General features: G+C 72.7%; 9 protein-coding genes. 4 read left to right on the forward strand and 5 right to left on the reverse strand.

Annotated features, from left to right (window positions below):
• Nucleotides 1-49: 49 nt before the first annotated feature.
• Nucleotides 50-4,063: an alpha-(1->3)-arabinofuranosyltransferase family protein gene (locus tag ACLJQF_RS01455; protein ID WP_410606351.1), complete on the reverse strand. Its 4,014-nt coding sequence runs from the start codon at nucleotides 4,061-4,063 to the stop codon at nucleotides 50-52.
• Between the two features lie 149 nt (nucleotides 4,064-4,212).
• Between ACLJQF_RS01455 and ACLJQF_RS01460 the strand changes: the two genes are divergently transcribed.
• A complete protein-coding gene (locus ACLJQF_RS01460) occupies nucleotides 4,213-4,863 on the forward strand; it encodes a class I SAM-dependent methyltransferase (protein WP_410606352.1) in 651 nt (216 codons plus the stop codon).
• 29 nt (nucleotides 4,864-4,892) lie between these two features.
• Here the strand turns inward: ACLJQF_RS01460 and ACLJQF_RS01465 are convergent, their stop codons facing one another.
• Together ACLJQF_RS01465 and ACLJQF_RS01470 are read right to left on the reverse strand one after the other, a co-directional pair.
• The gene (locus ACLJQF_RS01465; RefSeq protein ID WP_410606806.1) at nucleotides 4,893-6,641 is read right to left on the reverse strand and encodes a hypothetical protein; all 1,749 of its coding nucleotides are present in this window, start codon (nucleotides 6,639-6,641) and stop codon (nucleotides 4,893-4,895) included.
• Between the two features lie 11 nt (nucleotides 6,642-6,652).
• The gene (locus ACLJQF_RS01470; protein WP_410606353.1) at nucleotides 6,653-8,233 is read right to left on the reverse strand and encodes a substrate-binding and VWA domain-containing protein; all 1,581 of its coding nucleotides are present in this window, start codon (nucleotides 8,231-8,233) and stop codon (nucleotides 6,653-6,655) included.
• 220 nt (nucleotides 8,234-8,453) lie between these two features.
• Between ACLJQF_RS01470 and ACLJQF_RS01475 the strand changes: the two genes are divergently transcribed.
• Nucleotides 8,454-9,245: a hypothetical protein gene (locus ACLJQF_RS01475; protein WP_410606807.1), complete on the forward strand. Its 792-nt coding sequence runs from the start codon at nucleotides 8,454-8,456 to the stop codon at nucleotides 9,243-9,245.
• An 8-nt stretch (nucleotides 9,246-9,253) separates the two neighbouring features.
• Here the strand turns inward: ACLJQF_RS01475 and ACLJQF_RS01480 are convergent, their stop codons facing one another.
• Complete coding sequence (locus ACLJQF_RS01480) at nucleotides 9,254-10,654, reverse strand: PLP-dependent aminotransferase family protein (protein WP_410606354.1); 1,401 nt, start codon at nucleotides 10,652-10,654, stop codon at nucleotides 9,254-9,256.
• Between the two features lie 47 nt (nucleotides 10,655-10,701).
• Between ACLJQF_RS01480 and ACLJQF_RS01485 the strand changes: the two genes are divergently transcribed.
• Nucleotides 10,702-11,160 carry a carboxymuconolactone decarboxylase family protein gene (locus ACLJQF_RS01485; protein ID WP_410606355.1) on the forward strand — a complete coding sequence of 153 codons (459 nt, stop codon included), beginning with the start codon at nucleotides 10,702-10,704 and terminating at the stop codon, nucleotides 11,158-11,160.
• On the forward strand, nucleotides 11,157-12,557 hold the full coding sequence (locus ACLJQF_RS01490) for an MFS transporter (protein WP_410606356.1): 1,401 nt from the start codon (nucleotides 11,157-11,159) through the stop codon (nucleotides 12,555-12,557). Before ACLJQF_RS01485 ends, ACLJQF_RS01490 begins: the two co-directional genes overlap by 4 nt.
• Before the next feature lie 104 nt (nucleotides 12,558-12,661).
• Here the strand turns inward: ACLJQF_RS01490 and ACLJQF_RS01495 are convergent, their stop codons facing one another.
• A complete protein-coding gene (locus ACLJQF_RS01495) occupies nucleotides 12,662-14,119 on the reverse strand; it encodes an MFS transporter (RefSeq protein WP_410606357.1) in 1,458 nt (485 codons plus the stop codon).
• Nucleotides 14,120-14,171 lie beyond the last annotated feature (52 nt).

A 14,171-nucleotide genomic window follows, 5' to 3' on the forward strand; every position in this document is an offset into this window, starting at 1 on the left:
GGGCGCCGGAGGTCCTGAATGAGTCATTCAAGACGTCCGGAGCGGGCAGCTACGGGGTGGGCTCGGTGGGGTTTTCCTTGCGGGTGAACCAGTCCACGCACGTGGCCACCATCGCGGCCGCGGCCAGCAGCAACGCCGCCTGGGTCACCGGGCCGTAGGCCCAGTCCTGGCCGTGGCCCAGGATGCGGCCCGTCACCGACGTCGCCGCCGCCACGGCCATGCCGCCGAACGCCAGGAACCTGGGCGCGCGCTCCGAGAACTGGCGGGCCAGCAGGCACGCGATCAGCAGCACCACCGGCAACATCCCGCCCAGCGCCACCAGCAACCCGATCAGCACCACCGGCACCAGGGCTCCGCCGCCCGGCGCGATCGTGAACCGGCGCCGGCGGGCCGGCCACGCCACGCCCACCAGCAACAGCAGCACCGCCGCCGCGCCGACCAGCAAGCTCAAGCGGTAATTCGCGTCCGGCGTGAACGACAGCGACACCACGCCGCCCGCGCCCGCCGGGACGATCCACGCCTGCTGCCAGCCGTCCACCCGGGTGCGCGTCAGCTGCTGTCCGTCCAAAGTGGCCGTCCAGCCCGCGTTCGCGTTCTCCGGGACCGCCAGCACCGCTTCCGCGCCCGGCCCCACCGTCACCGACCGCGACGCCGCGTCCCAGTCGCCCACCTGCACCGCGCGGTGCACCGGCGGTGCCGAAGTGACGGCCGGACGCAGCCACAGATCCTGGACCACGAACGACTCCGACCGGTCCGTCCGCAGCTCGTGGCCGCCGGCCGGCAACGCGATGCCGCCCTCCGAGTCCCGGCACATCCCCAGGGACAGGGGCCGGTGCGCGGTGATGTCGGACAGCTTGCCCTGCACCGTCGTCCGGTAGTCGAGCCCGTCCAGGTGGACGTTCGGCCCCGACCCGCACGGCACCGTGAACGCCGGGTCCGGCCCCGGGAGCAGGCCGTCGCTGCCGGACAGCGACAGGCTGCCGATGCCGACCACCGCGCGCGCCGCGGGATCGTCGTCGTCGCCCGGCAGCACGATCTGCAGCTGGTCGGTGTCCAGGGGCTCGAACGACGCCGAGCCGCCCGCGTCGAGCTCCACCGTCCGCGTCCCCGACCGGCCCACCAGCTGCAGCTGCCGGGGCACCCGGGCCCCACTGGCCGGCGCAACCTCGAGGTGCAGCCCCGTAATCCGCTTCGGCGACGGCCACCCGAGGGTCAGCGTCGGCCGCAGGTCGGTGACGTCGGGGCGCCACGTCGTGCCCGGATCGCCGTCCACGGCCGCGAAACCGGCGGCCGCCGGGTCACCGCCCAGCTGGGACGTCGACGCCACGGTGACCCCCGGCAATGACACCGGGTTGCGCCCGCCGCCCGCCGGCAGCACCGAGCCGCCGACCAGGTACGTCTGCTCGGCCGACGTGCTGAACAACCGCCGGATCCCGTCGGGCTCCTCGCCGTCACGGGCGGCGGTGGCGTCGCACCGCACGGCATCGCTCAGCGGCAGGCAGGCGTACCGCGGCTGCAGGCCGCGCGTGAACGCGAACCCGGGCGCGGGCCCGGCCGGCAGGTCCGCGGGCACCTCCAGGGCACGTTGCGGTTCGGTGCCGGGGATCGTCAGCTCCGCGATGCCGACGTTCCCGTCCTGCCGCCCCACCACCAGGGACAGCAGCGTGATCCGGACCTTGCGGGTGAGACCGGAGGCGACGGAGTACTCGTGCGGCCCGGCGCCGCGGATCACCGGCTGGTCGACCGAGCCGTTGTCGGTCGTGATCCGGATCCGGGTGGCCGGCCAGCCCACCCGGAGGTCGTCCACCATCTCCAGGTTCACCGAGTTCACCAGCCGCGGGGTGTCCAGTTCGACCTCGAGCCACTGGCCGATCGGCCCGGTGAACGACGACGAGTGCCACGCCGTGCGCGGGTCGCCGTCGATCGCCGCGAACGGCTGGTGCGAGGGATCGGACCCGCCGAAGGCGTCGGCGAACGACGCCGCCGTCGACGCCGTCACCGAGCGGATCCCCCGGTACGCGGCCACAGTCTGGTGCTCCTGGCCCGGGAACGGCAGCAGGTCGCCCGCCGCGCGCTGCTGGCGGTAGGCCTCGCCCGCGGTCAGCGTCTGGCTGAGGTTGTCGCGGACGCCGCCGACGTTCCGCTCGGCCCGGCGCAGGCCGTCGGTCACCAGCCGGGGGCCGCCGGGCGACCCGCCGTCGCCGGTGAGCACGGTCGGCGTCGCCGGGTCGAGCTGGCCCGAGTCGATCAGCGGCAGCAGGTTCTCCGGGCCGCCGCTCACCGTCGGGACGTCCGTTGCGGACGTCGCGGTGGCCAGCGGGACCGGCTTCCGCACCTCGTAGACTTCGAGGGGGCCGAACGCGGCCGCCTTGGCGATGCCCGGCGACCCGGCCAGCCCGGCGCGCAGGGTCGCGATGGGCGGGGCCGCGCTCCGTTCGCGGTCGATGTCGTTGCGCAGCAGCAGGAACCGGTACCCGGACCGCGCGAGCAGCGCGGCCAGCCCGGGATCACCGCGGCCGTCGGCGAGCGCCGCGTCCACCGAGTCCATCAGCCGCGTGTTCCCTTCGGACCCCAGTGGCACCTGGTTGCGGACCGCCCACGGGCTCCGCGCGATCGCCTGCGCGGGCTCGTCGACCGTGCGGCCCCAGTCGTACTCGCCGAAGCCGGTCGCCGGCAGCAGCAGCGTCCGCGCGTTCGGATCGGCCTTCGCGACGTATCCCATCGCGTCGTACCAGTAGCCGGGCACCGTGTCCCAGCCCGGGCCGGAGCGCAGGTTCAGCAGCCACGCCGGCGCGGCCATCACCAGCACCAGCAGCAGGCCCAGCGCGGGCCGCAGGAACCGGCGCGCGGACGTCACCCGGACCGGGCTGGAGATGCCGTGCACGAACGCCAGCATCAGCGGCAGCCGCAGCACCGGCTCGAACTTGTGCACGTTGCGCAGCGGCGCAAGCGGCCCGTCGAGCAGGTGCCGGACCTGTTCGGCCAGCGGGCTGTCGAGCGTGCCGACGTAGCCGATGGTCAGCAGCGTCAGCCCGGTGACCACGCCGAGCACGAGGAACCGCCGGTCCGGCAGGCCGCGCCGGGTCAGCCCGAACAGGCCGACGCCGGCGACCAGCCCGGTGGCGAGCATCAGCACCGGGTTGTCGATCAGTGACCAGCCGCCCGGCCACCACGGCGTGCCCTGCACGACGTAGGCGACCCACTGGTTGGTGCCGCGCAGCACCTCGAACAGCGACATCGGCGCGGTGGTGTTGGTCGCGGACTCGATGTAGTCCAGGAACGGCAGGCTGTATTCGCCGAGCAGCAGCAGCGGCAGGATCCACCACAGCGTCGCGCCGACCACGAAGACGAACCACCACAGGACGAGCTCGACGTGCGCCCGCGTCCAGCGGCGGGTAAGCAGCCACAGTCCCGGCAGGACCAGCGCCATCACGACCATCGCGCCGTTGACGCCGCCCATGCACAACACGGCCAGCGCGGACAGCCCGGCGGCCCGCCGCGGCGAGCCGATCGCCCCGGCCCGCACGAGCGGCACCAGCACCCACGGCAGCAGCACCGCGGGCAGCATTTCCGCGGACAGGCCCCCGATTTCGGTCAGCATGCGGGGCGCGAGCGCGTACCCGAGCGCGCCGATCAGCCGGGTGCGCTCGGTGCCGATCTTCATCGCCCGCGCGAGCAGCAGGGCGCCGCCGAACGCGGCCGACAGCAGGACCGCGCCCCACAGCCGTTGCGCGATCCACGCGGGCACGCCGGCGGCCTGGCACAGGGCGAAGAACGGGCCCATCGGGAAGAGGTAGCCGTACGCCTGGTTCTGCAGCTCCCCCGCGGTCGCCTCCGGGTTCCAGAGGTGCAGGGCGCGCCCCAGGAAGGCGATCGGGTCGACGGCGAGGTCCAGTTTGGTGTCGAACGTCGTCTTCCCCGGCATCTGCAGGAATGACAACGTGGTCAGGGCCAGCACGATCCAGGTGCTCGGGCGCCGGAGGAACGCACCCGGCGAAAACCTCCGGCCGCGCTCCGCGGGCGGGGCGTCGTCCCGGGTCCGTTCGCGGGTGCTGGTTACCATCCGGTAGATACTAAGCCGAAACCTGGCTACCATGTGCCGACCATTTTCCCCGGCCCCCGACTTCCCTGGGCAGGTGCGCCATCACTACCGAACTGACGCCCGCCGGCTTCGCCGACGCGTGGACCCTGGCCGAGCCGGTCAAGGGCTGGATGACGCGCGCGCAGGGCGAGGCGCTGTGGCAGGCCGCGTGCCGCCTCGAAAAGGGTGACGTCATCCTGGAAATCGGCAGCCACCAGGGCCGATCGACGATCATCCTGGGCGCCGCCGCCCGCACGGTGGGGGCCACGGTGATCGCCGTCGACCCCTTCGTGGACGGCCGGCTGTTCGGCGGATCGCCGACGCGGCAGCTGTTCGAGCGCAACATCCGGCGGGCCGGGCTGGACGACGTCGTCGAGCTCGTCGCCGGTTACAGCACGAAACTGCGCCCTGACTGGGATCGGCCCATACAGCTGCTTTACATCGACGGCAAGCACGACTACTGGACCTACACCGACGACCTGCGCTGGTCGGCGCACTTGCCGCCGGGGGCGGAAATCCTGGTCCACGACTGCTTTTCCTCCATCGGCGTCACGCTCGGCACGATCGTGAAGGTCCTCTTCGGACGGCGTTACACCTACCTGGACCGCGCCACGTCGCTGGCGCGGTTCCGGCTGGCGCCACCGTCCACGGCGGACCGGCTGCGCGTGCTGGCCCAGCTGCCGTGGTTCGTGCGCAACGTCGGGATCAAGGTGCTGCTGCGGCTGCGGTTGCGGCCGGTGGCCCGGCTGCTCGGCCACAACAGCCCGTACGACCCCTACTGACGTCGTGAGTGGTAATTAGGGTTCTAACCCTAATTACCACTCACGACGGGTTTGCCGACCTCGACCCTCGGGACGCACACGGGCGCACCCGGGCTCGACAACTGCACACCGATGTGGTCGAACAGGCCGTCCACCGGCAGGTACAGCGAGTGCAGACCGGCCTGGAACCACACCGGCGTCCGCTCGACCAGCCCTTCACCGCCGTCACGGGTGAAGTAGTCGATCTTCAGCAGGTGCCGGCCGAGCATCGGTTTGTCGAGCGGGATGCTGAGTGGCGTCTCGCCGACCGTGTACCCGCAGTCCGGCACCGGTCCCGGCACGCCGCGGGACTCCGCGGCCACGCCGGTGATCAGGTGGGGCGTGCCGGTGGCGTCGAGCAGGTGCATCTGGTTCGTCGGCTGGTCGAAGTGCGTGCCGGGCACCAGGCCGGCCACCCGGGACGCCTGCGAGTCGGCGCCGAACCACTCGTGCACCACATCGGACGGCACGAACGTGTCGTAGAACACCAGATCCGGATCCTCCGCGACGGCCGCGCGCACATTTCCGAGGTATTGCCCGGAATGGTCGAAGCGCAGCGCCGGGGCAAGCCGGGAAAAGCCGAGCACGGAACTGGCGAGCAGAAGCACGCACGCGATTAGGGCGATCGGCCGCTCGCGATTGCCGCCGGATGGCGCAATTCCGTCCGGCGGCAGGAAAGCGAACGCTCCGCACAGGGCGGCCACGAAGGCCAGCTCGGCGAGGTACCGCGGGTCGTCACCGGCGGCCGGGCCGACTTCGCGCAGCCGCGTCAGGGCCAGCAGCCCGACGTCCACGGCGAACAGCAGCCCGAGCAGTGCCCACGCCCGCCAGGCCCGGCGGCCGCCGACGCGCGCGCCGGCCACCACCAGCGCCAGGGCCGCGGCGAACAGCAGGACCACGACCGCGAACGGCGACGGCGCCCAGGTCGCGCCCGGACCGGGCCCCGACCACGGGCCGCCGGCCAGCCCGGGCAGGAAGGTGTCGCCGAGCATCCGGCCGGTCAGGTCGGCGACGGTGCCGGCGGTCATCGGCGGGCCGCCGGGCGCCACCTGGCTCGACGTCAGCGCGAGGTAGCCCACGACGAACGCGGCGAGCAGCGCCGCGTGTCCCGCCCAGTAGCGCCACCGGTCCCGGAACGACTGCCCGAGCAGGACGGTCACCCCGGCCAGCAGCACCGGGACCACCACCGCCTTTTCGTAGAACGCGAACCCGAAGAGCGTCCACGCGAACGTGCCGATCCACCACCGGCCACCTTCGCGCAGGTAGCGGACGTGCCAGTACAAGGCTCCGGCGGCCGCCAGCACCACCGGGACGATCTGGGAGCCGTACGCCCACCACAGCGGCGGGACCAGCAGCAGCGTCGATGCGGTGAACACGGTGAACGGGACGAGGATCGCCCAACGACGGCCGAAGCAGCGCACCAGCAGGCACCAGAACACCACCGTCGCCACGGCCCGCATCAGCAGCAGCGGCGCCATCATGAGCGGGAAGTTCAGCGGCGCCCACCACGTCATCACCGCCGCGAGGAAGAACCCGCCGGGCATCAGGTGCCCGTGGTAGTCCTGGAAGAGGTAGCCGAGGTCGAACGGCCCGGCGAAGGCGGCCCGGTAGGTCATCACGAAGTCGTCCTGGGCGAAGTTCCCGTGCAGCGCCGCCCACGTGTGCAGCGCGAGCGGGAGCACCCCGGCGACGAACGCGGCGAAGACCAGCGCGGACGGTCTTCGGGTCACCCGTGGCGCGGGCTTTTCGATCTGCACCAACACGGGCGTCCTCACTTCTTGCAGGCGGGCGGCTGGCACATGAGCTTGCTCAGTGCCTGGTAGAAGACGTCGGAGATGTTGCGCGGGTCCGGCGTGGTGAAGGACTCGCCGCCGGTCGCGGCCGAGATCTGCTTCAGCTCGCTGGAATCGATGTCCGGGCCGATGCCGATCCCGATCACCGGCAGCGGTTTCCGCGGGTCCTGCAGCCGGCCCAGCTCGGCGAGCAGGCCGGGCAGCCCGATCGAGTCGCTGTCCTCGTTGCGGCCGTCGGTCAGCACGACCACGATGTTGATCCGGCCGAGCTGCCAGCTCTGCCGGGCGTTCTGGTACGCGGCGAGGATCGAGTCGTACAGCCCGGTCGCGCCGCCGGGCTTCGGTTTGACCGCCTGCAGCGTCCCCACCGCGCCCGCGGCCAGCTGCTCGGCGATCGACCGCATCGGCAGCAGTTCCTTGTAGTCCTTGTTCCCGTCCAGCTTGGTCGAGAACAGCCAGAGACCGATCTCGCTGGTCGGCTTGAACAGCCCGAGCCCCTGCGTCGCCGCTTCGAGCGTCAGCGACATCCGGCTGCGGCCGGTACCGGGCACCGTGGCGGCCATCGAGCCGGACACGTCGAGCAGCACCTGGACGCGGGCGCTGAGGTTCGCCCCGGCCCAGGCCTGGAGCACGCCGTACATCGCCTCGGGCGCGGGTGGCCCGGCCGGGCGTGGCGTGGCGTCCGTGCGGGTGTCCCGCTGCCGGTCGCCGAGCAGCTGCCCGGACGGCGTCCGGAACCCGCCGTCCGCGAACGCCTTGGTGGCGGTCTGGTCGAGCAGCAGCCGCAGGAACCGCTCGGCCGCCGCGCGCGAGGCCTCCGAAGCCCGCGGCAGCACGACGTACGGGTAGTCGAAGCTCGGCACCCCGGCGGCGGGGTAGGCGGCGACGAGCTTGCGGGCCAGCACCGACTGCTCCGACGCCGGCCACGCGGTGTACGGCTGCTTCACCGCCGAAAGCTTGCGGATCTCCTCGGTGAACGCCGCGGCCGGGTCGGGCGCGCCTTTGGTCAGCTGCTGCAGGCCGATCAGCGCGCCGATGGCGGCCGGGTCCCGGCCCGGGTCGGGCAGCCCGACCGGGCTCCCGGCGAGGACATCCGCCCAGGACGGCGACTTCGCGGGCCAGCCGGCCTGCTTCGCGACGTCGTCGGTCAGCGCCAGCACCACCGGCGAGCTCGCCACTGGCTGGCCGGACTCGGGGAGGTTCCACGCGCCGCCGTCGCGGGCCTGCAACAGCCAGGTGCTCGACTCCGGCACCCAGATGTCCGGGCCGTTCGCGCCGTTGGCCTCCAGCGCCGTCGCGGTGGCCGTCGACGGGCTCGCGGTGACCTCGACGGAGTAGCAGTCCCGCTCGGGGACGGTCCGGGCGAGTTCCGTCAGCACCGGCGCGATGTCCGGCGCCGCCGTCAGGTGCACCGGGGTGGTGGTGTCGCAGCCGCTGCCGGCCAGCCGGTTCCTCAGGTAGTCGACCCCGGCCCACGCGAGCAGCGCGACCACGAGCAGCGCGCTCAGGACGACGACCCGTGCGTCGATCCGCCGGGCCCGCGCCGGGTGTGCCGCCATGCACGTCCTTCCCTGGTGAGGTGCTGGCAGCTTGCCAGCCGGGTGAGCGGGAAGCCAGTACCGGAAGCGGAACGTCACCATCGGCGCGTGAGCGACCGGTGAAGGAATGGCGTGCTGCGGCCGTTTTGGTGATTGACCGTGCGGTGACGCGTTTTGTGCTTGACCGCCGTCCCACACGGGTAATTGCACGATGGCGAATTCCGGAACGGAGGCCGAGCCCGTGCGCACCATGTACGACGCGGTGACGGCCGCGAACATCCCCGCGGACGCCCGGATGGTCGCCGGCTACATCGACCGGATCAGGCTGCCGCCCTGGACACCTGCCGACTGGGCGCGGTTTCCCGACGCGGTCAAGGTCACCATCGTCAAGAAGGCCTCGACGAACGATGGGCACGTCCTCGACGTCGAGCCCGGCGACGCCACCCCGGCCGAGGCGCCGGGCTGGGTCCGGCTGCGCCGCGCGGCGGGCGCGGACCCGACGATCTACTGCAACCTGTCGACCTGGCCGTCGGTGCGCTCGGCGTTTTCGTCCGCCGGCGTCGCCGAACCGCACTACTGGATCGCGCAGTACAACGGCGATCCCGCCATCCCGGCCGGTGCGGTCGCCAAGCAGTACCGCGGGAACGTCCCGCCGGGCTACGACGTGTCGTCCGTCGCCGACTACTGGCCCGGCGTGGACGGCCCTTCGAGTGGAGTGGAGATCATGGAGCGCATCACCGTGACCCCGCCGAACGCCGCGGAGAACGCGGTGCGGGTGTTCCTGTCCGGCGGCCCCGGCGCGGCGGTCATCGTCCGCCCGCGCCTCGGCGGCGACGGCTTCGCGAAGCCGATGTGGGTGGGCGACATCTACGCCTGGGGCAACGACCACCAGGGCGTCGGCCACAACCCTGCCCAGACGGGCGGCTACAACTCGAAGCTGACGTCGCACCGGCGCTACGACCTGCCGGGCGCGGTGTGGGCCGACATCAACTACAGCGCGGCCGAACCCTTCGAGATCGACATCGTCGGGTAGGTCCCGGCTCACGCGGGCGGCAGCGCGCGGCACAGCGCGTCGAGGGCCGCGGGGTAGGCGTGCTCGGACGGTGTCGCGTAGCCGACGACCAGGCCGTCCATTGTGGACATCGTGCTGTCCGGGTGGCGGAAGGCGGCCAGACCGTCCAGCGCCAGTCCCTGCCAGGCCGCGGCCTTCAGCGCGGCTTTCTCGGTGCCCGGCGGGAGCCGCAGCACGGCGTGCAGGCCGGCGGCGATCCCGGCCGGCGTCACGTGCGGTGCCCGCTCGGCGAGCGTCGTCACGAGCCGGTCGCGCCGGCGGCGGTAGCGCTGGCGCATCCGGCGGATGTGCCGGTCGTACGCGCCCGCGTTCAGGAACTCGGCCAGGGTGAGCTGGTCGAGCACGCCCGCCCACGCCTCACGCTCGCCCTTCACGGCGAGCACGGGGTCGACGAGGTGCCCGGGCAGCACCAGCCAGCCCAGGCGCAGCGCGGGCGAGAGGCTCTTGCTGACCGAGCCGAGGTAGACGACGTGCTCGGGGTCGAGGCCCTGGACCGCGCCGACCGGCTTGCGGTCGTAGCGGAACTCGCCGTCGTAGTCGTCTTCGAGGAGCACGCCGCCGGTCGCGCGGACGTGCCCGACGACGGCGGTGCGGCGGTCGTGGTGCAGCGGGCCGCCGGTCGGGAACTGGTGCGCCGGCGTCAGCAGCACGGCCGGGACGTCCAGGTCCTCGACGCGCGCGCCGTGGTCGTCCAGGGCCAGGGGGATCGTTTTCACGTCAGCGGCAGCGAAGATCGACCGGTGGAACCCGAGGCCGTAGGACTCGACGGCGAGCGGTCCCCGCAGCACGGCCGGGAACAGCAGCCGCAGGGCGTGGGCGAACCCCGAGCACACCACGATCCGCTCCGGTGTCGTCCGCACGCCACGGGCCCGCGCGAGGTACCGGGCGAGGGCGTCCCGCAGTTCCGGGCGCCCGCGCGGATCGCCCGGCCCGAAGGCGTCGTGAGGCGCGACGCTCAGCGCGCGGCGCGCGGCGGCGAGCCAGTCGGTGCGCGGGAACGACGTCGCGTCCGGCTGTCCCTGCCGGAGGTTGTACGCCGGTTTCGGCGCACCCGGGGCCGGTTTCGGGGTCCGGAGGGGTGCGAGGGGCTCGGCGCGTTCGGCGACGCGGGTGCCGGAGCCTTGGACGGCGGTGAGCCAGCCTTCGGCGACGAGCTCGGCGTAGGCGTCGGCGACGGTGTTGCGGGCCAGCCCGAGGTCGGCGGCCAGCGACCGGTAGGGCGGCAGCCGGGTGCCCGGGGCGAGCCGTCCGGCGCGGACGGCGTCCCGCAGGGCGGCGATGAGCGCCGCTCGTTTGCCGCCGGGTCCGGTCAGCTCCAGGTGCAGGTCGGCGCCGAGCCGCTCGCCGGAATTGACCCACTCTTTTGCCACGGAAATGCACCCTACACGCGGGTCAAAGCGACCCTAGATTTCTGGTCATGACGAACTCCCGCATCAACTTCGCCAAGACCGCCCCGAAGGCCTTCAAGGCCCTGATCGGCTTCGACGCCGCCGCCCGCGCCGGGCTCGACCCCGCGCTGGTGGAGCTGGTCCAGATCCGCGCGTCGCAGCTCAACCACTGCGCGTACTGCCTGCACATGCACACCTCGGACGCCCGCAAGGCAGGCGAATGCGAGGAGCGGCTGCACATGGTCGCGGTGTGGCGCGAGGCCGGTCACTTCTTCAGCGAGAAGGAGCAGGCCGCGCTGGCGCTGACCGAAGCCGTCACGCTGATCGCGGGCGGCGTCCCCGACGACGTCTACGCCCGCGCCGCCGGGCAGTTCGGCGAAGAGGAACTGGCCCAGCTGCTCGCGCTGATCTTCACGATCAACACGTGGAACCGCATCGCCATCACGACGGCGAAGGTGCCGGGCACGGACGAGCGGGTGGCCCGGTGACCCGCCGCCCACGCACGGTGCTGGCCCTGCTGGCGTTCGCGCAGCTCATCATTTCCCTCGACTACAACATCGTGTACGTGGCGCTGCCGGACATCGGCCGCGACCTCGGCTTCGGCGCCCAGAGCCTGCAGTGGGTGGTGAGCGCCTACGCCGTGGCGTTCGGCGGGGCGCTCCTGCTGGGCGGGCGGGCCTGCGACCTGTTCGGCCCGCGCCGGGTCTTCGCGCTGGGGTGCGCGCTCTACGCGGGTTCGTCGCTGGCCGGCGGGCTGGCCGGGGACCCCGGTCTGCTCGTCGCGGCCCGCGCCGGCCAGGGCCTGGGCGGCGCGCTGCTCTTCCCGGCGACGCTCACCCTGGTCAGCACGTCGTTCCCGGCCGGCCGGGAACGCAACCGCGCGTTCGCGGTGTGGGGCACGGCGGGCGGCAGCGGCATGATCCTCGGCTCGCTGCTGGGCGGGGTGCTGACGCAGGCGTTCGGCTGGGCGGCGGTGTTCTTCGTGAACGTCCCGCTGGCGGTGGCCGCGGCGTTGCTCGCCTTCCCGCTGCTGGTAGCGGATCCGGCGCGGGAGCCGGGCCGCCGGTTCGACCTCGCCGGCGCCCTGACCTCGACGCTCGGCACGACACTGGTGGTGTTCGCCCTGGTCGAAGGCCCGGAGCTGGGCTGGGCTCCCGTTTCGGGTGTCGCCGTGGCCGGCTTCGCACTGCTGGGTGCGTTCGCCGCGATCGAACGCCGAAGCCGCGACCCGCTGCTGCCACTGCGGTTGCTGCGCGACCGCAACCTCGGGACCGGCGTGGTGGTGGCGTTCCTGTACATGGGCACGTTCGGCACGCTGCTGTACTTCCTGACCGGGTACTTCCAGGGCGTGCACGGCTACGGCGCACTGGCGACGGGCCTGGCGTTCGGCGTCCCGATGGTGGCGATCGCGGCGGGTTCCCAGGCCGCGGGCCGGCTGGCGACGCGCTGCGGAACCCGCGCGACGCTGGTGGTTTCCCTGGTCGTCGGCGGCGCCGGGGCGGTGGCACTGGGGCTGTCGATGACGCTGGAGGCGTCCTACCTGGCGGTGGTCCCGGCGTTGGTGGTGCTGGGGCTGGGCCAGGGAGCGGGCTACCCGCTGATGTTCGGCGCGGCGGCCGCCGGGATCCCGGCGGCGGACCAGGGCGTGGCGTCCGGAGTGGCGTCGACGGCGCAGCAGGTCGGCGGCTCGGTGGGGTTGGCGGTGTTCGTCGCGGTGGCCAACGCGGGGACGCGGGGGTTGTCGGGCGAGGCGTTGCGATCGGCCACAGTGGACGGTCTGCGGACGGCGGTGCTGTTGGCGGCGGCCGGGATCGCGGTGACGGCGGTGGCCGCGCTGCGGTTCCGCGGCCCACGGCAAGTCGCGGCCGTCCCGGTCCCGGCCTGAAGCGCCCCAATGTGGCCTTCGGTGCGTCTGACGCACCCAAGGCGGCCTTCGGTGCGTCAGACGCAACCAAGGCCGCCTTGGGGCGCTTGGGCGGTGGCGTGCTGTCAGTCCGCGAGGGCCAGCAGGTCCTCCTCCACGACCGGCTCCTCGGCCGGCCGCTTCCGGGCCGCCAGACCGCTGGCCGCGACCAGCAGGCCCAGCACCGCGATGCCGGTGACCACGCTCAACGCCGGCGTCAGCCCGGTCAGCAGCGCCGCCGGTGAGGCCTCGCGGCCGCCGTTGGCGGTCAGGACCGCCGTCACCACCGCCAGGCCGATTGCGCCGCCCACCTGCAGTGACGTGTTCAGCAGACCGCCGGCCAGGCCCTGCTCGTCGTCCGAAATCCCGGCCGTGGCCTGGATGTTCAGCGACGAGAACGCCAGGGTGAAGCCGATGCCCAGCAGGATCATGCTCGGCAGCACGGCGCCCGCGTAGCCCGAGTGCTCGTCGATGCGCAGGAACAGCGCGTAGCCGATGACGTGTGCGACCACGCCGGCGAAGATCGTGCGGGGCGTGCCCAGCCGGTCGATCAGCGGCTCGATGCGCGGGGAACCGAACGCCACGATCAGCGCCGCCGGCAGGAAGCCCAGCGCCGTCTGCAGCGCCGACCAGCCCAGCACCCGCTGCAGGTACAGCATCACGACGAACTGGAAGCCGATGTACGCGCCGAAGAACAGCGCGCCGCCGAGGTTGGCCCTGGCCAGCGGGCCCGAACGCAGGATGCCGAGGCGCAGCAACGGGTGGCGGCTGCGCTTCTCGATGACCACGAACGTCACCAGCAGGGCGAGGGCGACGGCGAACGTGATCAGCGTGCGCGGGGCCGCCCAGCCGATCTCCGGCGCCTCGACCACGCCGAACACCAGCAGCAGCGAGCCGGCCGCGCCGGTGATGGCGCCCGGGAAGTCGTAACCGCGGCCTTCCTCGGCGCGGTACGACGGGATCAGCTTCCACGCCGCCACCAGCGCGACCAGCGCGATCGGGGCGGGCAGCAGGAACGTCCAGCGCCAGCCGACCTCGGTCAGCAGGCCGGAGAACACGAGACCCGCGGAGTAGCCGCTGGCGCCGAACACGGCGAAGATGCTGATCGCCTTGTTGCGGGCCGGGCCTTCCTGGAACGTCGTGGTGATGATGGACAACGCGGCCGGCGCGGTGAAGGCCGCCGCCAGGCCCTTGATGAACCGGCTCGCGATGAGCAGCGCGCCGTCGTCGACGAGGCCGCCGAGCAGCGAAGCCAGCGCGAACACGGCGACGGCGACGAGGAACACGCGGCGGCGGCCGAGCAGGTCGGCGGTGCGGCCGCCGAGCAGCAGCAGCCCGCCGTAGCCGAGGACGTAGCCGCTGACGACCCATTGCAGCGCGTTGGTGGACAGGCCGAGGTCGGCCTGGATGGCCGGGAGCGCGACCCCGACCATCGACACGTCGAGCGCGTCGAGGCCGATGACGATCGAAACGGTGAGCAGGACACCCCAGAGACGTGCATCCCACCGGGTCGAGGTGGTGGACAAGGACACGGAAGAGCTCATGGCGGCGACATTACATGCGCACGCATCTAATGTCCAAGCATTTAATGTCTTT

Origin of the sequence: Amycolatopsis sp. lyj-109, from assembly GCF_046548995.1 — a bacterium.
In the GTDB taxonomy this organism is placed as follows: Bacteria; Actinomycetota; Actinomycetes; order Mycobacteriales; family Pseudonocardiaceae; genus Amycolatopsis.

Coding starts and splice junctions, on each gene's coding strand:
- ACLJQF_RS01455 (WP_410606351.1), bottom strand. CDS start 4,063: ATGGTAACCAGCACCCGCGAACGGACCCGGGACGACGCCCCGCCCGCG.
- ACLJQF_RS01460 (WP_410606352.1), top strand. CDS start 4,213: ATGACGCGCGCGCAGGGCGAGGCGCTGTGGCAGGCCGCGTGCCGCCTC.
- ACLJQF_RS01470 (WP_410606353.1), bottom strand. CDS start 8,233: ATGGCGGCACACCCGGCGCGGGCCCGGCGGATCGACGCACGGGTCGTC.
- ACLJQF_RS01485 (WP_410606355.1), top strand. CDS start 10,702: ATGACGAACTCCCGCATCAACTTCGCCAAGACCGCCCCGAAGGCCTTC.
- ACLJQF_RS01495 (WP_410606357.1), bottom strand. CDS start 14,119: ATGAGCTCTTCCGTGTCCTTGTCCACCACCTCGACCCGGTGGGATGCA.